The sequence below is a fragment of the Nocardia cyriacigeorgica genome (assembly GCF_029868385.1).
In the GTDB taxonomy this organism is placed as follows: Bacteria; Actinomycetota; Actinomycetes; order Mycobacteriales; family Mycobacteriaceae; genus Nocardia; species Nocardia cyriacigeorgica_F.
The window spans coordinates 17,847-39,886 of record NZ_JARWNX010000023.1 but is presented as its reverse complement, the minus strand read 5'-3'; the positions used below and the strand labels follow the sequence as shown (position 1 = coordinate 39,886).

Below are 22,040 nucleotides of genomic sequence, written 5' to 3'. Positions count from 1 at the left end.
CCACCGGGTGCGCTTTGTAATGACTTTGTGGCATGGTTTTCATCCAAAATCCCGTGCCGGGGTTCATCCGAAACGTGTGAGGCCGCCGCGCCGCCCGACTCGTAGCGTCGATACCGACCTGCGTTCGCCGATCTCGACGATCAGAGGAGCACCCGATGGCAGCGACCCTGACAGTGTGGAAGTTTCCGACCGCGACCGGTGCCGATACCGCGATCGACACGCTGAGCCGATTACAGGCCGAGAAGCTGATCAACGTCCACGACGCGGCCATGGTCAGCTGGCCCAACGGCGCGAAGAAGCCGCAGACCCGCCAGCTGCATCATCTCGCCGGTGTCGGCGCACTCGGCGGCGCGTTCTGGGGGCTGCTGTTCGGGATCCTGTTCTTCATCCCGCTGATCGGCGCCGCGGTGGGCGCCGGTGTCGGCGCGCTGGCCGGTTCGCTGTCCGATGTCGGTATCGATGACAAGTTCATCGCCGAGCTGAAGAGCCAGATCACCCCGGGGACCTCGGCTCTGTTCGTGTTGACCTCCGACGCCACTCTCGATCGCGTGCACGACGAATTCCATGGGCAGCACGCCGAACTCGTCACCACCAATCTCTCCCATGAGCAGGAAGCACAGCTGCGCGAGGTCTTCGCCGACTGATCCCACCCGCCCGTCGACCCAGAGAAGAGCCGAGCATGCGCGCCACCAGGGGATCAGAGAAGAAGCGGCGCCGCGAGGCGGTACCGCCACCGGCGGCCTCCGGTTCGGTGTGGGCGATTCCGCGTGGGCTCATCGTGCTGTTGTCCATCGCGGGCGCGGTCGTGGCGATCGCCGGGGTCAAGGCGTTCTCCGGGGTGCTCGGGCCGCTGTTTCTCGCCCTGATGCTGACCGTGGCCGTACAGCCCATCCAGTCGTGGGTGCAGCGGCGCGGTCTACCCGCCTGGGCCGGGATGGTCGCCGCGCTGGTGGTGGTGTATCTGATCATCATCGTGTTGATCGGCTCGCTGGTGGTGTCGGCGGCGCAGCTGGCCACTCAGCTGCCCGAATACACCGATCGCGTCGACGATCTGCTCGCGGGCACCCGCGGCGCGCTCGCGGATGCGGGAGTGGATTCCACGCAGATCAACAACCTGCTCAGCGGTATCGATGTGGGCAAGCTCGTCGGGGTGATCGAGCAGGCGTTGCAGAGTCTGCTCGCGATCATGTCGAATCTGTTCTTCATCCTCGCGCTGCTGCTGTTCATGGCGTTCGACGGCATGACCATGGACCGCAAGATGGCGATCGTGGCGCGGGCCAGGCCCGAAATCGCCTACGCCCTGGAGACCTTCGCCACCGGCACCCGCCAGTACCTGGTGGTGTCGACGGTGTTCGGGTTGATCGTCGCCGTCATCGACGGTGGCGCGCTGTGGTTGATGGGTGTTCCGCTGCCGATGCTGTGGGCGTTGCTGTCGTTCATCACCAACTACATCCCGAATATCGGGTTCGTGATCGGCCTGATCCCGCCCGCGCTGCTCGCCCTGCTCGACAGCGGGCCCGCGCTGATGCTGTGGGTGATCGTCGTCTACTGCGTGATCAATTTCGTCATCCAGTCGATCATCCAGCCGAAGTTCGTGGGTGACGCCGTCGGCCTGAGCGTGACGGTGACCTTCCTGTCGTTGGTGATCTGGACCTGGATTCTCGGCGCCCTCGGCGCGCTGCTCGCCATTCCGCTGACCCTGCTGGTGAAGGCACTGCTACTGGATATCGACCCGTCGTCGCGATGGGCGAATGTCCTGATCAGCTCGGGTTCGTCGGTCTCGGACGGCGGTGCGGCCGAGCCCGCGCAACCACCCGGCGACGATGCGGTCCCGGCCGGTTGAAGCTCACCATATTCACCCTGCACGGGTGAAGCGCCCGCGTCCGGCACCCGCGAATGTCGATCTACAACCGCTTCGCATGAAGGGACCAATGATGACGCACTCTTCCGAAACCGACCACCCGGTGCGACAGGGCGTCGCGGCGGGGACGTCCATCGGTGCGGCAATCCTGCTGCTCACCGTTGGTGTGCTGTCGATCCTGCAAGGCATCTCGGCGGTCGCCGAGGACAAGCTGTTCGTGGTCGGTATCGAATACGTCTACGAATTCGATACCACCACCTGGGGCTGGATCCATATCGTCCTCGGCATCATCCTGGTGATCTGCGCGCTCGGCCTGATGACCGGGACCACCTGGGGTCGTGTCGCGGCGGTGACCATCGCGGCGTTGTCGATCATCGCCAACTTCCTGTGGCTGCCCTACTACCCGGCGTGGTCGATCCTGATCATCGTGCTCGACGTCGTCGTGATCTGGGCCGTCACCACATGGAACCCCAGCCAGATGTGAGTTCGAGGAGCCGCCGCCGCATCGCCCCCGCCCGCGCGGGGTGCCGATGAGCAGGCTCACCCACTGGATACGAGCCCGGCTGCCCGGTGCGCGCATGCGCAGAAGCGATGTGCTCGCCGGGCTTTCCGGTGCGATCGGCAGTGTGCCCGACGGTATGGCCTCCGGCCTGCTCGCCGGGGTCAACCCGGTGCACGGACTGTACGCGTCGATGGCCGGGCGGATCTTCGGCGGCCTGACCACCAGCACCAAGCTCATGGTCGTCACCACGACCAGCGCCTCCGCACTGGCCGCCGGATCCGCGCTGGCGACGGTTCCGGTCGAGGACCGCTCCGCGGCGATGGTGTTGCTCACCCTCGTCGCCGGCGCGATCATGCTGTCGGCCGCGGCACTGAAACTCGGCCGCTACACCCGATTCGTCTCGCATTCGGTGATGACCGGTTTCCTCTCCGGCGTGGCCGCCAATATCGCCTTCGGACAACTCGCCGGATTCACCGGCGCCACCGCCGAGGGCGGTGTGGCGGTGACCAAGGCGGCCGAGGTCGTCCTACACCCGAGTCGCATCGATCCCGCCTCGGTGCTGATCGGGGTGGTCACGGTCCTGCTCGTCCTCGGACTGGGCCGAACCCGTTTCGGCACGCTCGGTTCGCTCACCGCACTCCTCGTCTCCACCGCGATGCTGCCACTGTTCGGATTGGATTCGGTGGCACGGGTTTCCGATGTCGGTGAGATACCGCAGGGGCTGCCGCTGCCCGCCCTGCCCGATCTCGGGATGCTCACGCCATCGCTGATCGGTGGGGCCGCGGCGGTCGCGGTGATCGTGCTGGTACAGGGCGTCGGGGTGGCCGAAGCCGCACCGAACCGCGACGGCACCCGATCCGATATCAATCGTGATTTCACCGGTCAGGGTGCCGGAAACGTCGCCTCCGGTCTCCTCGGCGGTATGCCCGTGGGTGGTTCGGTCGGCCAGACGGCGCTCACCACCGTCGCCGGTGCGCGTACCCGATGGGGTCCGATGTGGTCGGGACTGTGGATGGTGGTCATCCTGATCGCATTCGCCGGACTGGTCGGCCATGTGCCGATGCCGACATTGGCCGCGGTGCTCATCATCGCCGCGGTCGGATCATTCGATCCCGCGCGGATCCTCGCGATCTGGCGCAGCGGGTCCACCTCGCGCATCGCCCTGGCGGCGACCTTTCTCGCCACCCTCGCGCTGCCGGTCACCGCGGCGGTCGGCGTCGGGGTCACGTTGTCGCTGCTGCTGCAACTCAATCAGGAAGCCGTGGACCTGAAGGTGGTTCAGCTGCGGGCCGAGAACGGGAAGCTGGTCGAGGTGCCGGCACCGACCGCATTGCGCAGTCGCGAGATCATCATCCTCGACGTGTACGGCAGCCTGTTCTACGCCGGTGCCCGCACCCTCCAGGTACGGCTGCCCGACCCGGCCGGCGCCGAATCGCCGATGGTCATCTTGCGCATGCGCGGCCGGACCACGCTCGGCGCGACGTTCTTCGTCGTGGTCAGCGATTACGCCCGTCGCCTCGACGCGATCGGCGGACATCTCTATCTGAGCGGGATCGACGCCCAGGTGCTCGCCTATTGGAATCAGGATCGGCTGCACAGTCAGGGCATCGCGCTGGATCTGTACCCCGCGACGCCCACGCTCGGCGAATCGACACTCGCCGCCTACGCCCAGGCCCGGGTCCGGCTGCGGGACGAGTCCGGGTCCTGAACACCGATTTCACCCTCAACGTGTGACGAGTGCGGTGTGCGGCGTCGTTAGGTTGGCGCCATGGGCTCAGTCATCGGTGATCTGCTTCCGCTGGCCGTGGGTGTGGCGATCTCGCCGATACCGATCGTGGCAGCCATCCTCATGCTGTTGTCCGCCGACGCCGCCAGGACGAGTACCGGGTTCGGACTGGGTTGGGTGGTGGGAATCGCCGTGGTCACCGGTGTTCTGGTCGCACTGTCGGGGACGTTGAGCGATACCGGTGACGATCAGCCGTCCACGGCGGCGTCCTGGGTCGAGATCGTGCTCGGCGCCTTGCTGATCCTGCTCGCCGCCAAGCAGTGGCGCGACCGCGGCGATACCGAGGCGCCGGGCTGGATGCGGGCGATCGATCAGCTCGGCTTCGGTAAAGCCGCCGGTCTCGGGGTCGTGCTGTCGGCGGTGAATCCGAAGAACCTGCTGCTGTGCGTATCGGCCGGTGTCGTCATCGGCACGGGTGGGCTCTCGGCACAGGGCGATATCGTCGCGGTGATCGTGTTCACCATCCTGGCCGCTTCGACGGTGCTGGTGCCCGTGCTCGGATACGCGGTCGCCGCCGACCGGCTGCGCGGCGGGCTCGACGCGATGAAGGTCTGGCTCCAGGACAACAACCACCTCGTGATGGCGATCGTTCTGCTGGTGATGGGCGCGGTGGTCCTCGGCAAGGGCATCGGTGGCCTGTGATGGCCGGGCAGACCACCGACCGGCCGTGGCCGGTGTTCGGTTCGCTCCAGCACTATCAGCGCGGCTGGCTGCGCGCCGATGTCGTCGCAGGGCTGACGGTATGGGCGGTGCTGGTGCCCGAGGCGCTGGCCTACGCCACGATCGCCGGGGTGCCGCCCGTGGTGGGCCTGTACGCGGCGATCCCGGCCCTCGTGCTCTACGCGCTGGCGGGCAGTTCCCGGCACCTGGTCGTCGGCCCGATGTCGGCGACCGCCGCGCTGTCGGCGGCGATCATCGCGCCCCTCGCCGCAGGCGATGGCGGCAACTACGTCGCGTTGTCGACCGCGCTCGCCCTCGCCACCGGCATCGTCGGGCTGATCGCGGGACTGATCCGATTGGGGTTCATCGCCTCGTTCATCTCCGAACCGGTGCTGAAAGGCTTCATCGTCGGCCTGGCGTTGACGATCATCATCGGCCAGGTGCCGAAACTGCTCGGCATCGACAAGACGCCGGGCAACTTCTTCGAACAGGCCTTCGGCATCCTCCGGCATCTCGGCGACACCCAGTGGCGCACACTGCTGATCGGCGCGCTGTCGCTGGTGATCGTCCTCGGGCTCAAACGGTGGTTGCCGCTGGTGCCAGGGTCGCTGCTGGCGGTGCTGCTCGGTATCGGCGCGGTCACCGCCTTCGGGCTCGACGAGCACGGTGTCGAGATCGTCGGCCCGATCGACTCCGGTCTGCCCACGGTGGGTATGCCCGACGGCATCGGCATCGGCGAACTCATCGACCTGCTCGGCCCCGCGGTCGGGGTGCTGCTGATCGGGTTCGCCGAGGGGCTCGGCGCCGCGAAAACGTATGCGGCCAAAGCCGGTTACACGATCGATCCGAACCGGGAACTCCTCGGGCTCGGTGCGGCGAATGTCGGGTCGGGACTCGGTGCGGGCATGGTGGTCAACGGCAGCCTGTCCAAGACCGCCGTCAACGGCAGCGCCGGGGCGAAGACACAGGTGAGCGGGCTGGTCGTGGCGGTGCTGGTCATCGTGACGCTGCTGTTGCTGACCGGACTGTTCGAGAACCTGCCCGAGGCGACGCTGGCGGGCGTGGTCATCGCCGCCGTCATCGAACTGGTCGATATCGAGGCGCTGCGGCGGCTGTACCGGGTGTGGACGGCGCGCCTCGGCAGCATCTACGGCCATGCCGCACGCGCCGATTTCACCGCCGCCATCGCCGCCATGGCGGGTGTGCTGATCTTCGACACCCTGCCCGGACTCCTCATCGGTATCGGTGTCTCGATGCTGCTCCTGCTCTATCGCGCATCGCAGCCGCATGTGGCGGCACTGGCGAAGCAGGGCGCGCTGTGGGTCGACACGGGTAGGCATCCCGAACTCGAACAGCGGCCCGACCTGCTGGTGGTTCGGGTGGAGGCGGGATTGTTCTTCGCCAATGCCGACTTCGTCGAACAGCAGATCGCGAGCAGGTGCACCGACCGCACCCGGCTGGTCATCCTCGACGCCGAGACCTCACCGTTCGTCGATGTGAGCGCGGCGTCGATGCTCGCCGAACTGCGGGACCGACTCGCTCTGCGGCGCATCGACTTCGTCGTCGCCCGCGATATCGGACAGTTCCGCGACGCTCTCGGCCTCGCGGTATCGCCCGATCGACGGGTTCCGGTATATCCGACGGTGGCCGCGGCGCTCGACGATCTGGACCGCCGATGACACCACGACACAGTGCGAGCGAGGAGGTCACCTTGGAGTCCTGGCGCGACAGTCCGGCCCGCACGGCGGTCGTCGAGTTCGTCGAACGAGTCGAGCGCACCGGTGTTCCGGTGGCCGACCGGGTCGCCGTATTCGATAACGACGGCACCCTGTGGACCGAGAAACCGATGCCGGTGCAACTGGTGTTCCTGCTGTCGCGGTGGGCCAGGATGGCCGAGGACGATCCGCGGCTGCGGACCCGGCAGCCCTATGCCGCCGCGACCACGCACGACTATCGCTGGCTCGCCGAGGCCGTCGACAGGCATTACGCCGGTGACGATTCGGCCACCACCCAACTGCTCGGCGCGGTCGCCGCGGCCACCGCGGGTCTCGACGTGGAGACCTATACCGCCCATGCCAGGGAGTTCCTCGCCGCCGGGGTGCATCCGGTGCTGCTGCGACCGTTCGGGGAGTGCGTGTACCCGCCGATGCTGGAGCTGATGCGCTATCTGGAAGCCCATGATTTCGCGGTCTACATCGTCTCCGGCGGTGACCGCGATTTCATGCGACCGGCCGGTGACATGTTCTACGGCGTGCCACGCGACCGCGTGATCGGCTCCAGCCTGGGACTCGAATACGGCGGCGGCACCGTGCATTACAGCGCGAAAATGGCGTTCGTGGACGACGGCCCGGAGAAACCGGCGCGCATCTGGAGCCGGATCGGACGGCGCCCGCTGCTCGCGGCGGGCAATTCCGACGGTGATGTGCCGATGCTCGAACTCACCCGTGACGACGGGCTGCGGCTGCTGATCCACCACGATGACGACGATCGCGAATTCGCCTACGACACCGGCGCCGAACACGCGCTTGCGGTGGCCGCCGAACACCGGTGGCCCGTGGTGAGCGTGCACGAGGACTGGGCGCGCGTCTTTCCCGACGAACCACGAGCCGGTGCCACCGATGGCCAGCACGCGTCCACAGAACAGGCGGGCCGGTGATGGGTGAGCTGTTCGTGCTGCTGCTGCCGGAGATGATCGGCCTGCTCATCACTCCCGGCGCCGTCGCGGGCACCGTGCTGCTGCTGCAATCGCGGCATCCGATACGCAATGCGGCCAGTTTCGCGGCCGCGTTCCTGCTCGTCTACACCCAGATCGCTGTCGCGGCGCTACTCGGCGGAGCCACCGATCCGGGTGCCACCTCGAAGAACGTCTCGCATTGGGCCGGTCTGATCGTCGGTCTGCTGTTCATCGTCGCCGGGGTGCTGCTGCTGGTTCGCACCGGCCGACAGGAGCGGACAGCGCCGAAATGGCTGACCGAACTCGAAGACGCCAGTGCCAGAAGGGCCTTCGCGATCGGGCTCGCGCTCGGGGTGCTCAACCCCAATGTCTTCATCATGATGTCCGGGATGAGTATCGTCGCCAGTTCGTCGACGACCGTTGCGATCGCGCTCACCGGAACCGTGCTGCTGTTGCTCGCCGCGGCGCTCGATTTCGCGGTGCCGATCGCGTTCTATCAGCTGATGGGCGAGCGCGCCCGGCACGGGCTCGACGCCGCCAAGGAGTGGATGGTCGCCAATACCCGGCTGATGACGATCGCGGTCCTGTTCGGTTTCGGCGCGCTCTTCACCGTCCGGGGTCTGGTCAACCTCGGCTGAGAGCGGCCCGCACCGCGGTCCCGGCGGCACCCGGTCCGGCGACTTCTCTCGAACGTGTGGGCGGCGGCCGGGAAATCCTGAACACTGGTAGACGACCACCCACCGCATCGAGAGGAGCCGGGATGCAGCCCGCCATCGCCGTCATCGGCAGCGGCTTCGGTGGCCTGGCCGCCGTCATCGAATTGAAGAAGCAGGGCTTCGACGACATCGTCGTGTTCGAGAAGGGCGCCGACGTGGGCGGGGTGTGGCGGGAGAACACCTATCCGGGTGCGGCCTGCGATGTGCCCTCGCCGTTCTACTCGTTCTCCTTCGAGCCGAATCCGCGCTGGCCGCATCGGTTCTCCCGACAGCCCGCGATCCTCGACTACATGCGGCACGTCGCCGACACCTACGATGTGCGCCGCCATATCCGATTCGGTGTCGAAGTACTGGCGGCCGCGTTCGACGAGACGAGCGGGAAGTGGACGGTGCGCCTGAGCACCGGCGAATCCGTCGACGTCGATGTGCTGGTATCGGCCGTCGGCCAACTGGCGCGCCCGGCGCTGCCGGAGATCGCCGGGCGCGAACGGTTCGCGGGTGTCGATTTCCACTCGGCTCGCTGGCGTCATGACGTCGACCTGACGGATAAGCGGGTCGCCGTGATCGGCACCGGGGCCAGCGCGATCCAGTTCGTACCGCAGATCCAGCAGCAGGTCGGCCAGCTGACGGTCTTCCAGCGCAGCGCGCCCTATATCGTCCCGCGGCCGGACCGCGAGTTCTCGCCGCTGCATCACAAGGTCTTCGAGAAGGTGCCGGTGACCGAACTCGCGGAACGCGCCACCTGGTACGGCGTGGTGGAAGGGCTCAGTGTGGCCTGGGTCTACGCCAAACCGTTGGCCGCCGCCATCAAGGCGGTCGCGAGATGGCATATGCGCAGGCAGACCAAGGCGAAGCCGGGACTGTTCGAGAAGGTGTGGCCCGACTATCCGGTGGGCTGTAAGCGGATCCTGTTCTCCGACGATTATCTGCCCGCGCTCACCCAGCCCAACGTCGAGCTGACCACGGCGCCGATCAGCGAGATCACCGCATCGGGTGTGCGCACCGCCGACGGGATCGAGCACGAGGCCGATGTGATCATCTGGGGCACCGGATTCGCCGCCACCGAATTCCTGGCCCCGATGACCATCACCGGCGCGGCGGGCCGCGACCTGCACGACCAGTGGAAGGACGGTGCCCGCGCCTACTACGGCATGACCGTGCCCGGCTTCCCCGACCTGTTCATCATGTACGGACCCAACACCAATACCGGCGGCGGCTCGATCATCTATTTCCTCGAGGCGCAGGCGAAGTACCTCGGCCGATACGTGACCCATATGGCGGAAATCGGCGCCCCACTCGCGGTGCGACCGGAGGTCGAGCAGTCCTTCGACGAACGGATCCAGGCCGAACTCGAGGACAGCGTGTGGAGCCGCTGCTCGTCCTGGTACCGCCAACCCGACGGCCGCATCACCACCAACTGGCCCCTGCTCGGCATCGAATACAAGGCACAGGCGACATTCGACCCGACCGATTACGTGGCCGTGCCCTGAGCCATCTCTGAATCCGGCCGGTTTGGCCCCTATCCGGGCGGTAGACACTATCCGCCGGTCACCGTCCGCCGATGTGTGATCTGTCAAGATTCTGCACCGAACTCGATCAGAATCCTTGCCAGCAATGGGAGTTGGGAAATGTCCCAGCCCGGGTCATCGCTTGGAAACGAGCCGAGCGGATCGCCGTCAATGCCCCGCTGAGCCTCATCGGGAGCAAACGGATCGTCGAGGAGACCTCCGACTGGACCACCGCGGACGCCTTCGATCGGCAATACGAGATCGCCGCTACCGCACTGTTCTCCGACGATGCCACCGAGGGCGTGCGGGCCTTCACCGAGAAACGCGATCCGATCTGGCAGGGCCGGTAGCGGCCGCCCGCTCAGGCCTCGAACAGCAGGTACAGCCCGGTGAAGGTGAAGCCGACCATGGTGAGCATGAGGGCGAGCTGGCCGGTCAGCCGGTGCCGGGCCGGTAGCAGCCGCAGGCAGCGGTCGTGGGCGGCGGCCACACCGAGAATATGGCCGACGAGGACCGCGAGCACCTTGATGGTGGCGAGCACCGACGGATGGTTCGACAAGATGTAATGCACCTCGAGGTCGGCCAGGCCCGCGATATTCCAGCCGCGCTGCAATGGGTCGGCGCACAGAATGAGCGTGGCCTGCCCCTTCTCCACCAGGAAGCTCAGATAGTGGGCGATGATGTAGCCCGCCACGATCGGGGTGAGGCTGTGCGCGAGCTGAATCGGCAGCGGCGACCGTTGTTCGCGGGTCATACCGCCGGTGGCGCGCGTGGCCAGGATGAAGACGCCGCCGACCACGGCGAGGAAGCCGAGTAGTCCGGCCGTACGCAGCAGCGTTGTGATCAGCGTGGAATCCCCGCCCACCTCGACGAGCAGATCCCGCCAGCTGGTGAACATCGAAAAGCTGTCGAACGCGGTCGATCCCAGCAGTGTCGCCGCGACGGCCACCGACCCGAGCAGCGCCGGGGTGCCCGCGAGATTGTTCAGCGGCCAGCGCAGTACCGGCGTCCGGTCGCGCCCGCGGGCCAGTGGGCTCAACCGGGCGAGCAGACTGCTGTACACCTCGAGCGGATCGCCGCGTTCGGCCCATACGGTGCCGAAGACGATCAGTCCGGCCGTGCCGACCAGCAGATAGCCGGTGAACCAGATCGTCACCGCGAGCACCGAACCCGGTTCGGAGGACGCCAATTCCAGCCAGACGAAACTGAACAGGCCGACAGCCGCGGGGCGGTATCCCCACGATTCCGGGTACCGGACCAGCCCCTGCTCCGGCGCCCGGCCCGAGACCCGGCACAGCAGCCGGTGCAGTGCCCGCGTCGGTGACACGATCTTCCACACCGGGCCCACCATCAGCGATGCCACCATGACGCCGACCCAGACGAAGATGTAGACGATACCCGGCACCGGGTTGTCCGCCGCGTCCGATGAGCCAGCGAAGCCGACCACCACCACGCCGACCGCCGCGATCAGCCCCGCCGCCGCGAGAACTATCCGCGTCGGCCTCGCATCGATGACCGTTGGCACGAAGCGCGGCGCCGCGACGCCGGGCGAATCGGGGTTCAACCGCGGTTCCCGCCACGCGAACGCCAGCACCGCGAACGAGAACGTGAGGGCCCAGGCCGCGCCGATCAGCGCATAGGACAATGGGATCGGCAGATCGGTCGCACCGGAGATCCCGTGCGCGAGCACGTCCGTCACGGGCGGACGTCCACCGTGGCGACCGTGCGATGGGAGTGATGCAGCTCGATCTCCACGCGGCCGGGCACCTCCACGGTGAAGCGGAACCGCTGACCGGCCGCCGGTTCCACCGCGAAGGTGTGTTCGGGTGTCGCGTGCACGTGCAGTTCGTCGGTGGCGTCACTGTCGACGATCAATTCGATCGGCTGCCCCACCGTCGCATCGAGCCGCGCATGCACGGGAGTCACCGTGCCCTCGGCGATGCGCACGGCGATGACCACGGCGTCTGCCTCGGCCGTCTCGGTCGCCGAAGCCGGTGCGGGCTGGCCGGGTGTCGTGGTCTCGGCCGAACAACCGAGCGCCAGGGCGGCGACCACCGGCACCACCGCGCAGTATCGCCATCTGCGGGTCATCGAGGCTCCTCATCACGAGTGGACTGTTGCTGTGCCTGCCCGGAATCCGCATCGCCCTCACGTCTTTCGGCGCGACGATCGCGCACCGCGATGAACACGATGATGCCGACCACGACGAACGCCGGGAGGAAGGCCGGAACCGCCAGCAGGACCGAGTGATCGGCGAGCACATCCACCCGGTCGACGGCCGAGATCATCCTGGGCTCACCGAACTCGTCTCCGGGGCGGCCGCGAGATAGCGGTCGTTGATCCTGGCCGCACCCCACGACAGTGCACCGATCAGAATCAGGCTGCACACCAGCACCAGCAGCGAGGCAGCGCCGAACAGCCACGCCGGATGGTCGAAGGAACGCTCACGCTGCAATACGGTGATCTCGGCGACGAACTCACGGGTGAACTCCTGCGGCGCCGCGACCTCGGCCGCGCCGATACCGGCATCGGCGGGCATGAAGATCGGCAACGCGGTCTGCGTCCGGCCGTCCTGTACGCGCAGCACCGTCTTCCAACTTCCGTGCGCTGGAACGGGTTCGGTGGATTCGTAGTGTCCGGCACCGACTCGCCGCAGCTGGTCGACGACGAGGCCGCGTCCGGGGCTGTCGGAGCCGACACCGCCCTGCCAGGCAAGGATCTGCACCCATTCGGGGTCCTCGCCGACCAGATCGGCCGGAGTGATCCGTACGTCGGCGGTCACCATGCGCCCGCCGTCGACGGGCTCGGCGTCGCGCAGCGTCACGGTGGCGGTCGCCTCGGCGGGCACCCGGATGATCAGGCCGTTCGCCGTGGTCGCGGCCACGATCAGCACTGCGGCGACGATGAGCGTGCGGCGCACCGGCGGCCGCGGCAGCGGTTCACCGCGCAGCACCAGCCCGAGCATCGCGCCGACCACACCGCCCGCGATGCCCGTCGGCACCGTCATCGCCAGCAGCTCCGGCCACATGGCCGCGGGCCACGGGTCGACGAAAACCGCGGAAACCCACAGCGATTCCAACCAGATCCCTACCGTGGCCACCGCGAAACCGGCCACCGCACCCCACCACAGTGGACGCCGCGCCAACGGCAACAGCGCCATCAGCTCGACGACCACCGCCGCACCGAGATACAGCGGGAAGGCATTGCGCGGCGCATCGATGATCGGGCCGCCCACCAGGAACGCCACCACCCCGCGCACGACCGCCGCGAAGGCCACCACGACGAACGTGCTGAATGCACCGAGCGTCGCCCGCGCCGCGACCAGTGTGATGGTCGCGGCCGCGACGATCAGCATCGGCTGGAGCACCAGCCGGAATTGCTCGACGCCGAAATCGAATTCGACCTGGAACACCGACAGCCCGATGATCAGACCGCCGAAGGCGAACGTGCGCATCAGCCAGATCAGCCAGCCATCGGCGCGTTCGGGATCGGGCCGGTTGCGTCCGCCCTCGAATTCCAGCAGTAGCACGCCCACCAGCGACAGCCCCGCGCCGCCGATCAGCATCAGATGGGTCGGCCCCCACAGCGTGACGTCCTGTCCGAACATGCGGTGCCAGATATCGTCGAGCGGAAACCCGATGAGCGCGTACAGTCCGGCGCCCGCGATGAGGATGCCGCCGACCGGGGCGTACCAGGTCCGGGTGATGCGCACCGAGGCCACGCCCGGCTTCTCGTCGAGCGGCAGCACGATCGCCAGCATTCCTGCGGTGAACAAGAAGAACAGGCCAGCGAGGATGAAGTAGTGCGCCGGGTTGGCCAGCGGCCCTTCGTCGCGGCCGTTGCCGATGTGCAGGCTGACGTCCCAGATGAAGCCGAGCAGCGCGGTGAGGATCGTGGCCAGGAACATCACGATGGGCAGCGCCACCCAACCGGGTCGGTTGACGACCGCGCCCACCCGATCGGCCAGTTGGCCGAGCCAGGTGATGCGCCGGGTGCGGTGCAGATAGCCCACCCACAGCAGCACCAGCGCGATGACGCCCGCCGAGCCGGTCATGATGGCGACTTGGTCGAGGGCCGCACCGCCGCCCTCGGTGCCCTGTGCCATCAGTCCCCCTGCCACTTCGTGGATCGCGCCGGACACGAAGACCTCCAACCGGAATGGGTTTACACCCGTTTCATATGACTGTTACGGACAGTACTACATACTCTCCCGGATCGGTGCCGCTCGGCAGTCACGCAGTTGAACCGCTGTTTCCGACCATGTTCACCGCCATATCCGAACCACATCGCCACGACTTCCCGGTTCGCCATCGGCGCATTTCGGAGCACGATCGTTCACCCATTCTCTGTGACGCCGATCTCATCAGGAAACCCTGGACTCGAACCGTACCTCTCCACCGCACCCCGCGGTGGTTTCTCGGTCGGGCGTCGAACCCCCGCAAGAACTCAGGCCGGTGGGCGCTGGATCGAGCCGCACAGGAAGCATCCACCACCGCGCCGTACCTGGTGAGCACGTTCGCGTCATGAATAGCCGGCGGGCTCATCACGTCCCGGACCGAACCCGATCGTGCCGCGCGGTATCCATTCCCAGATCGAGCTGCGGCCAGTCCGCCACATCGCGCTGTAACTGTCGGTCGTGAGTCGCCACCACCACTGCCGCCGCGGTCGCGGTCAGCGCCTCGGTGAGGTCGTCGACCAAGCCGATGGACAGGTGGTTGGTCGGTTCGTCCAGCAGTAGGGCATGCGGCCTCGCGGCCAGTGCGCACGCCAGATCGAGGCGACGCTGCTGCCCCATCGACAGCTCACCCACCCGCTTGTTCACCTCGCGGGCGCCGAGCAGGCCGAGGGTCGACAGGCCGATGACCTCCGACTCGGCCAGCACGCCGTCGCTCACCAACCCGGCGACATGGGCGTCGTACAGCTCGCGGGCGCACCGCTGCGGGGCACGCCGCGACTCCTGCCGCAACAACTGGATCCGCGCCTTACGCGCCCGATGCACCTGCCCGGACGTCGGCGTCAACGCACCCGCCAACACCTCGAGCAGGGTGGATTTGCCCGCGCCGTTGGCGCCGGTGATCACCAGCCGGTCACCGGAGTCCAGGGACAGATCAACCGGGCGGTGCAGCCGGTCGGCGACCGTCACCTGCTCCGCCCGCATCAACGTCACACCCGGCACCGGCGGCAGCTCGGGCATCCCGAAGCGTCGCGGCGGTGTGGGCGCGGTGAGGAGATGCCGTTCCAGCTCGTCCTGGCGCCGGTGCACCGCGCGGGTCACCGATCCGGCGCGGGTGGCGCGCTGATGTTTGCCGGTGTCCTTGTCCGGGCGCCAGCCGGTGACGAGGCGGTTCTGCGCCGCCGACAGATCGTCGGCCAGCTTGGTTCGTTCGGCCCGCTGCTGGTCGTACTCCTGCTGCCAGCGCTCGTATTCGGCCCGCCGTCCCTCGCGGTAACCGGCGTAACCACCGGCATAGACGCGTGGTGCGCCGTCGCGTGTCGGGTCCAGGTCGAGCACGGTGTCGGCCACGTCGGTGAGCAGCGCGCGGTCGTGACTCACCACCACCACACCGCCCGGATAGGCACGCACCCGCGCGGTGAGGAATTCCAGCGCCGGGCGGTCGAGATGATTGGTCGGTTCGTCCAGCAGCAGGAAATCGTCTCCGGCGGCGAGCAGCACGGCCAAGCGCACCCGGTACCGCTGGCCCACCGACAGGGTGTCCAGCCGTCGAGCCCGATCGGATTCCGCGCCGAGCCCGGCCAGGGCCACATCGACGCGCCGGTCGGCGTCCCAGGCGTCGAGCAGCTGCGCGAGATCCAGTGCGGCGCTGTATTCGGTATCCGCGCCGGGACTTCCGTCGGCCAATGCGGCGGCGGCCGCGTCGAGCCGGACGATCGCGGCACGCGCGGCGGCGAGTTGTTCGTCGATGACGTCGCCGACGGTGCGCCGATCCTGATCGGGCATTTCCTGCGCCGCCACGGCCAATGTGCCGATCCGCCGCACACTGCCGGTATCGGGGGCGAGCAGACCCGCCGATACCTGGAGCAGCGTGGACTTTCCGCGCCCGTTCTCGCCGACGATCCCCCATCGGGAACCGGGCGAGACCGTCATGTCGACACCGGCGAGCACCGTGCGCTCACCACGGTGGACGTGAATGTTCGTGCAGGTCAATTGGGCCCGCTCACGGGCAGGCTGAATCCACAGAGTCATAGGTCTTCCTTCGGGCACACCTCATCCGCGTTCGCGGGGTGAGATGCGTTGCCGTGATCGATGAATGCGCGCAGAGGGCGCGACGGGTCACCGGCAAGAGCCACTCGCGATCCGCATCGGCGGACCGGGGCTCGTGTGTATTACAGGAAGTACATATGCACGACGCCGAGGCTAACAGCTCGCCTCGACCCTGCCCACCGTTTTTCCGCCGACGCCACCCCTGGCCGACCGAATCGGGTCACCACCTGCGCCCGGTGCCGCGGGCACCCGGACAAACGACCGCCGTCCGTCAGCGAGTATTCAGCCGGTGACGATGGGCGCCAGATAGCGCCGCGCGAATTCGGCCATCTGCTCGTCGGTATCGAGCGGAATCGAGCCGACCGGCTGCACCAGCAGCGAATGCACGAACCGGCAGGCGATCTCCACCCGCGTGTTCAGATCGGGCGAATCCGCGAGCATGCCGCGCTCGACCGCGGTGCGGATCGCGGCGGTGCCCGCCGCCGTCGACACCATGAATGCCGGACCACCTTCGGTGGTGAGCTGCGGCAGAACCCGGTCGGGTTCCACCGTGAGCATGCGCTGCACCAGCGGATGGGCGCGCCACCGCGTGACGATGGTGACGAAGATATCGGCGACGAGATCGGCGAAGGTGTCGTTGCGGGCGGCGACCTCGTCCAGTTCGGTGAGAACGGCATTCACTTCACGCAGTGTCACCGCGCGCACCACATCGTCGCGGGAACCGATGCGCCGGTACACGGTGACGCGATCGACGCCCGCCGTGCGGGCGATGTCTTCGATGGTGGTCTTCTTGAAACCGAGCTGGCCGAACTGCACCAGCGCGGCATCGAGAATTCGCGATTCGATCGAATCGGTGGCGTCGGCGCCAGACGGTGCGGTGGTCACGACCCAACGGTAGCAACCACGGCCCAACTTGCAACATTTGCAAATATTTTGTTGCCGCAACATTGCAAAGCATTTTGTTGCGCTGTACCGTCGACCGCATGGCGGAGATCGACGCGACGAAGCGTCCCTACCAGGAGGAAGCGCACGCGATCCATGCCCGCGACGTGCACTTCGACTTCGATTCGGTGCCCATGCACTACATCCCCGACGAGGTACTGGCCACCCACATCGTCAACGTGATGCACCTGGTGCTCCCCGAGGGTGAGCGCGCGATGGCCATGGCGCTGGCGGAGGCGCTACCCCATATCGACGACCCGCGACTACGGGAGGAAGTGCAAGGTTTCGTCGGACAGGAGACCATGCACGCGAGCAGCCATGAAGGCGCACGCAAGCATCTGCAATCGCTCGGACTGGACGCCGACGGATACGTGGAGGCGGTGTCCTGGCTCGTCGATCGGGTGCTCGGCGATCACGGATTGTCCGGGCGCGCGAAACGCACCTGGCTACAGGAACGCCTCGGACTCTTCGCCGGGATGGAGCATTTCACCGCGGTCATCGGTGAATGGCTGCTGGAGGCGGATGTGCTCGAACAGAAGGGCATGCATCCGACGATGCTCGATCTGGTCCGCTGGCACGGCGCCGAGGAGGTCGAACATCGCAGTGTCGTCTTCGACGCCTATATGCATCTCGACGGCAGCTATGCCCGCCGCGCCCGGACCGCGCTGCTGGCCACCGCGACGCTGCTGCCGCTGTTCATCGTCTCGACGGCGTACCTGTATCGCAAGGATCCCTCCGCGCACAAGGGCCGGTTCTGGCCGCTCCAGTTCCTCAGCGCGACCGCGCGGGGCGTCATACCGAGCTGGACGGTGTTCTTCACCGAGATGCCGCGGTATCTGCGGCCGGGTTTCCATCCCTCACAACTGGGTTCGATGGACAACGCGCTGCGCTACCTTGCCCATTCACCCGCCGCCCGCACCGCGGCGGAATCCGCGGCGGGCGCCGACCATCTGGAGGCATGGTGACGCACCGCCCCGCTCCTCCGGCCGGTCTGCGCGCCTTGGCCACGGCGGTCGATGTGTACAAGCAGCTCTTCGTCGCGGGACCGGCCGCACCACTGCTGTCGCAACCGAAGCCGTTACGGCGCAGTGGTTTCGATCTGGATCTCCGCATCGCCGCCAGCTCCCTCGAGGCCGGGGACGTCCGGGTGCTCACGCTGCGCGCCATCGACGGCGGCAGGCTGCCGTCCTGGACGCCGGGCTCACATCTGGACGTGTTCCTGCCATCGGGCAGACAACGTCAGTACTCGCTCTGCGGCGATCCCGCCGATCCGTTCGGCTACCGGATCGCCGTGCGTCGCCTCGCCGACGGTGGCGGCGGTTCGATCGAAATCCACGACGATCTGCGGATCGGTGACCGGCTCCGCGTACGCGGGCCGCGCAATGCGTTCACCTTCGTCGATGCCCCGTCATACCTGTTCCTCGCCGCCGGAATCGGCATCACCCCGATCCTGCCGATGGCGAGGGCCGCGGGTGCACGCGGGCAGCTGATCTATCTGGGCCGGTCACGCACCTCGATGCCATTTCTCGATGAGGTGCCGGGCACCGCCGCCATCCGGCCCGACGACGAATTCGGTACGCCCCGGATCGCGGACCTGCTCGCACACGCCGCGCCGGGCGCCGCCGTCTACGTCTGCGGACCGCCACCGGTGCTGGCCGAGGCGCAACGCGTCTTCTTCGCGCGGAATCCCTCGGGTTCACTGCACACCGAACGCTTTTCCGCGCGGCCGGTGGCGGACGGCAGGGCGTTCGACCTGACCCTCGCCCGCACCGGCCGGACGGTGCGGGTCGGCGCCGAGGAAACCGCGCTGGCCGCCATCGGTCGCGTGCTGCCCGATGTCGTCTATTCCTGTCGGCAGGGTTTCTGCGGGACGTGCCGGGTCGGCGTCCTCGCCGGGGAGGTCGACCACCGCGACCGATTGCTCACTTCCGCCGAACGCGACGATCAGATGCTCACCTGTGTCTCCCGCGCGGTGGGCGACACGCTCGTCGTCGACCTCTGAGCCCGCACCATGACCGCATCGCACCAGCTCGTCGGCAGCGACGCAGCCACCCGATCCGACGAGGAGCCCACCACCATGCCCGCACCCACCGAACACACCCGAATCGCCATCGTCGGCGCCGGATTCGGCGGCATCGGATTGGTCGTCAAACTGCGCGAAGCCGGGTTCGACGACCTGATCGTCCTGGAACGCGCGGGCGATCTCGGCGGCACCTGGCAGGCCAACACCTATCCCGGATGCGCCTGCGATGTGCCCTCCCACCTCTACAGCTATTCCTTCGCACCGAACCCGGACTGGTCACGCACCTACGGCACGCAACCCGAGATCCTCGACTATCTCCGGTCGGTGGCGACGAAACACGATGTGGTGCGCCATATCCGGTTCGATACCGAACTGCTCGGCGCGCACTGGGACGAGCGACTCTCGCACTGGCGGATCGACACCTCACGCGGGCAGCTCACCGCCGATTTCCTGATCTCGGCGGCGGGGGTGTTCGCGGAGGCGAAATATCCGTCGCTGCCCGGACTGGAATCGTTCGCGGGCACCGCCTTCCACTCCCTGCACTGGGATCACGAACATGATCTGACCGGCGAGCGCATCGCGGTCATCGGCACCGGAGCATCCGCGGTGCAGTTCATTCCCGAGATCCAGCCGAAGGCCGGACAGCTCACCGTCTTCCAGCGTTCGGCGCCGTGGATCGTGCCGCGGATGGATCGGCGGACCGTCGCATTGGAACGGATGCTGCTCGATCGCGTGCCGCTGACCCAGAAGGCCCTGCGCGGCACCTGGTACACCCTGATCGAGAGTTTCGGTCTGGTGGGTTTCGTGGACAACCGGTTCCGCCATCCCTTCCAGCTGCTCGGCCGTTTCCAGCTGCGCCGCCAGATCCGCGATCGGCGGTTGCGGGAGAAGGTGACCCCGGATTATATGATCGGCTGCAAACGCGCCATCTTCTCCGACGCCTACTTCCCGGCCCTCGATCAGCCGAATGTCGAGGTGGTCACCGATCCGATCGCCGAGGTCGGACCGCATTCCATCCGCACCTGGGCGGGCGAGGAGATTCCGGTCGACACCATCATCTTCGGCACCGGCTTCGAGCCGACACCCTCGATATTCGACCGATTCGTCGGACGCAAGGGCCGCTCCCTCGCCGATCTGTATCAGCAGCGGCCGCAGTCCTATCTCGGGACGGCGATTTCGGAGTTCCCGAATTTCTTCGCCACCCTCGCGCCGTTCGGTGCGGCGGGCAATCAGTCCGCCATCTACATGATCGAATCGCAGATCGCCTATATCGTCGACGCGCTCACCACGATGCGGGATCTCGGCGCCCGGCGGATCGAGGTGCGCAGGCATGTGCAGGACGCGTTCGTGCGCGAGATGGCCGAGCGCAGCGCCTCGACCGTATGGCTGACCGGCGGCTGCACCAGCTACTACACCACCACCGACGGCGCCAATTCGGGCCTGTACCCCAACTGGAGTTTCGAATACCGCCGCCGCACCAGCAAGTTCGACGCCGCATCCTATGAGGTGACCGCCTGATGGACCTCAGGGCACTCAACCCGTTCGGCCGGTCCGGCGACTACCGCGTCGCGGGCACCACCGCACTGATCACCGGTGCGGGCCAGGGCATCGGACTGGAGTTGGCGGAGATCCTGTACGCCCGCGGTGCCTCCGTCGTCCTGGTGGACATCGATGCGGCGGCGGCCGAATCAGCGGCGCGCGCCCTCGGACCGCGGGCATTCGCCCTCGGCGCGGATGTCGCCGACCGGGCGCAGATGACGCAGGCGGTGCACCGTACTGTCGACCGTTTCGGCAGGCTCGATATCGTCGTCGCCAATGCCGGTGTGACGCCGACGCCCGCGACCGTGCGCACCATGGACCCGCGCGAATTCGATCGCGTCATGGGGATCAACCTGACCGGTGTGTTCAATACCGTGCATCCGGCGCTGGACGCGGTGATCGCCGCGAAAGGCCATGTGGTCGTGGTGTCCTCGTGTGCGGCGTTCGCGCCGGGCATGGGCGGTTCGCCCTACATGATGAGCAAGGCGGCGGTGGAACAGTTCGGTCGCGCCCTGCGGGTCGAACTCGCCGCCGTCGGCGCCAGCGCGGGCATCGCCTATTTCGGCGTGGTCGAGACCGCGATGACCCACGATATGCTCGATGCCGACGAGCTCGGCGCCGATCTCGACGCCATGCTCCCGTGGCCACTGAACGTCCGCATCACCGCCGAACAGGCCGCACGCACCATCGCCGACGGCATCTCCCGCCGCGCACCCCGCACCATCGCCCCCATCGGCTGGGAACCGTACGCACTGCTGCGCGGAGCGATCAATATCGTTCTCGACAGCCGCCTCGCCGCGGACCAGAAGGTGCACGAACTGATCCATCGACTGGAACTGCGCCGCTGACCCCGCAGAGGTAGCGGGCACGCCTGGTCGGCCCAGGAGCGCAACCAGGCGTCGGGGGAGGCAAGCTCGACGTCCACACCGACACCACCGTCCCGCACGGAATCCAGCACGACCCAGCGCGGGCACCGGGTGCGTCCGGCTACGGTGGAACAAGGATGAGTGAGTTCGTGCGCAAAGCACCGCGGCAGCGGCGGTCCAGGGAGACGGTGGACACGTTGCTCGAGGCGGCTGCGCAGATGTTCACGCGGGAAGGGTTGGCGACGACCACCAATCGGATCGCCGAACGGGCGGGGCTGTCGGTCGGAACCCTGTACCAGTACTTTCCGAACAAGCACGCCCTGTTGCGGGCGATCGCCGAACGGCATCTGGCCGAGGCGACCGTCCGGCTCGACGCTGTCTTCGCCGAATTGCGCGTCACACGACCGGAATTCGACGACACCATGCGGACGATCGTCGAGGCGGTGGTCGATCTGCACCGCGACCGACCGGCCCTGCACGCACTGCTGCACCGGGTCGCGCCGCGGCTGCCCGAGGAAGTCGAGGCGGTGCAGGCATTCGAGGATCATCTCGTCGCGGAAGTCGCCTTCCACCTCGAACGGTGCGGCCACGGCGGCGCCGACCCGGTGTATCTGGCGCGGACGCTGGTCCACGCGATCGACGCGCATCTGCATCGCGTCCTGACCCGGCACCGCCTCGACGTGGACGCGCTGATGCTGCTGGCCCGCCGGATCATCGCCGCACCGACCGCGCAACGGTGA

Annotated in this window: 21 protein-coding genes; 15 read left to right on the top strand and 6 right to left on the bottom strand. The window is 67.4% G+C overall.

Annotated elements, in window-relative coordinates; all coding sequences use genetic code 11:
* The first annotated feature begins 155 nt into the window (after window positions 1-155).
* From QH168_RS03450 to QH168_RS03405, 10 genes are all read left to right on the top strand, one after another.
* A complete protein-coding gene (locus QH168_RS03450) occupies window positions 156-644 on the top strand; it encodes a DUF1269 domain-containing protein (protein ID WP_280232913.1) in 489 nt (162 codons plus the stop codon).
* A gap of 35 nt (window positions 645-679) precedes the next feature.
* Window positions 680-1,843: an AI-2E family transporter gene (locus tag QH168_RS03445; protein WP_280232912.1), complete on the top strand. Its 1,164-nt coding sequence runs from the start codon at window positions 680-682 to the stop codon at window positions 1,841-1,843.
* Between the two features lie 88 nt (window positions 1,844-1,931).
* Window positions 1,932-2,345 carry a DUF7144 family membrane protein gene (locus QH168_RS03440; RefSeq protein ID WP_280233001.1) on the top strand — a complete coding sequence of 138 codons (414 nt, stop codon included), beginning with the start codon at window positions 1,932-1,934 and terminating at the stop codon, window positions 2,343-2,345.
* A gap of 46 nt (window positions 2,346-2,391) precedes the next feature.
* Window positions 2,392-4,071, top strand: a complete 1,680-nt coding sequence (locus QH168_RS03435) for a SulP family inorganic anion transporter (protein ID WP_280232911.1) — start codon at window positions 2,392-2,394, stop codon at window positions 4,069-4,071.
* A gap of 60 nt (window positions 4,072-4,131) precedes the next feature.
* Window positions 4,132-4,791, top strand: a complete 660-nt coding sequence (locus QH168_RS03430) for a GAP family protein (RefSeq protein ID WP_280232910.1) — start codon at window positions 4,132-4,134, stop codon at window positions 4,789-4,791.
* Complete coding sequence (locus QH168_RS03425; RefSeq protein ID WP_280232909.1) at window positions 4,791-6,488, top strand: SulP family inorganic anion transporter; 1,698 nt, start codon at window positions 4,791-4,793, stop codon at window positions 6,486-6,488. Before QH168_RS03430 ends, QH168_RS03425 begins: the two co-directional genes overlap by 1 nt.
* Window positions 6,485-7,465 carry an HAD family hydrolase gene (locus tag QH168_RS03420; RefSeq protein WP_280232908.1) on the top strand — a complete coding sequence of 327 codons (981 nt, stop codon included), beginning with the start codon at window positions 6,485-6,487 and terminating at the stop codon, window positions 7,463-7,465. Before QH168_RS03425 ends, QH168_RS03420 begins: the two co-directional genes overlap by 4 nt.
* Entirely contained in the window at window positions 7,465-8,121 is a 657-nt protein-coding gene (locus tag QH168_RS03415; protein ID WP_280232907.1) for a GAP family protein, read from the top strand. The genes QH168_RS03420 and QH168_RS03415 overlap by 1 nt, the downstream gene beginning before the upstream one ends.
* A gap of 122 nt (window positions 8,122-8,243) precedes the next feature.
* Window positions 8,244-9,689 (top strand): flavin-containing monooxygenase, encoded by a 1,446-nt coding sequence (locus QH168_RS03410; protein ID WP_280232906.1) that lies wholly within the window; start codon window positions 8,244-8,246, stop codon window positions 9,687-9,689.
* Between the two features lie 71 nt (window positions 9,690-9,760).
* Entirely contained in the window at window positions 9,761-10,057 is a 297-nt protein-coding gene (locus QH168_RS03405; protein WP_280232905.1) for a hypothetical protein, read from the top strand.
* Between the two features lie 11 nt (window positions 10,058-10,068).
* Here the strand turns inward: QH168_RS03405 and QH168_RS03400 are convergent, their stop codons facing one another.
* From QH168_RS03400 to QH168_RS03375, 6 genes are all read right to left on the bottom strand, one after another.
* Window positions 10,069-11,406 (bottom strand): hypothetical protein, encoded by a 1,338-nt coding sequence (locus QH168_RS03400; protein WP_280232904.1) that lies wholly within the window; start codon window positions 11,404-11,406, stop codon window positions 10,069-10,071.
* Window positions 11,403-11,798 (bottom strand): hypothetical protein, encoded by a 396-nt coding sequence (locus QH168_RS03395; RefSeq protein ID WP_280232903.1) that lies wholly within the window; start codon window positions 11,796-11,798, stop codon window positions 11,403-11,405. The genes QH168_RS03400 and QH168_RS03395 overlap by 4 nt, the downstream gene beginning before the upstream one ends.
* A complete protein-coding gene (locus QH168_RS03390) occupies window positions 11,795-11,995 on the bottom strand; it encodes a hypothetical protein (protein WP_280232902.1) in 201 nt (66 codons plus the stop codon). The genes QH168_RS03395 and QH168_RS03390 overlap by 4 nt, the downstream gene beginning before the upstream one ends.
* The gene (locus QH168_RS03385) at window positions 11,992-13,812 is read right to left on the bottom strand and encodes a hypothetical protein (RefSeq protein ID WP_280233000.1); all 1,821 of its coding nucleotides are present in this window, start codon (window positions 13,810-13,812) and stop codon (window positions 11,992-11,994) included. Before QH168_RS03385 ends, QH168_RS03390 begins: the two co-directional genes overlap by 4 nt.
* Before the next feature lie 438 nt (window positions 13,813-14,250).
* A complete protein-coding gene (locus QH168_RS03380; protein WP_280232901.1) occupies window positions 14,251-15,912 on the bottom strand; it encodes an ABC-F family ATP-binding cassette domain-containing protein in 1,662 nt (553 codons plus the stop codon).
* A 300-nt stretch (window positions 15,913-16,212) separates the two neighbouring features.
* Window positions 16,213-16,815, bottom strand: a complete 603-nt coding sequence (locus tag QH168_RS03375) for a TetR/AcrR family transcriptional regulator (protein ID WP_280232900.1) — start codon at window positions 16,813-16,815, stop codon at window positions 16,213-16,215.
* Between the two features lie 98 nt (window positions 16,816-16,913).
* Between QH168_RS03375 and QH168_RS03370 the strand changes: the two genes are divergently transcribed.
* The 5 genes from QH168_RS03370 (at window position 16,914) to QH168_RS03350 (ending at window position 22,040) form a co-directional block, all read left to right on the top strand.
* Complete coding sequence (locus QH168_RS03370; protein ID WP_280232899.1) at window positions 16,914-17,837, top strand: metal-dependent hydrolase; 924 nt, start codon at window positions 16,914-16,916, stop codon at window positions 17,835-17,837.
* Window positions 17,831-18,874: a PDR/VanB family oxidoreductase gene (locus QH168_RS03365; protein WP_280232898.1), complete on the top strand. Its 1,044-nt coding sequence runs from the start codon at window positions 17,831-17,833 to the stop codon at window positions 18,872-18,874. The genes QH168_RS03370 and QH168_RS03365 overlap by 7 nt, the downstream gene beginning before the upstream one ends.
* 75 nt (window positions 18,875-18,949) lie before the next feature.
* A complete protein-coding gene (locus QH168_RS03360; protein ID WP_280232999.1) occupies window positions 18,950-20,413 on the top strand; it encodes a flavin-containing monooxygenase in 1,464 nt (487 codons plus the stop codon).
* Window positions 20,413-21,282, top strand: coding sequence for a short-chain dehydrogenase/reductase (locus QH168_RS03355; RefSeq protein ID WP_280232897.1), 870 nt, complete (start codon window positions 20,413-20,415; stop codon window positions 21,280-21,282). Before QH168_RS03360 ends, QH168_RS03355 begins: the two co-directional genes overlap by 1 nt.
* 155 nt (window positions 21,283-21,437) lie before the next feature.
* Entirely contained in the window at window positions 21,438-22,040 is a 603-nt protein-coding gene (locus QH168_RS03350; RefSeq protein ID WP_280232896.1) for a TetR/AcrR family transcriptional regulator, read from the top strand.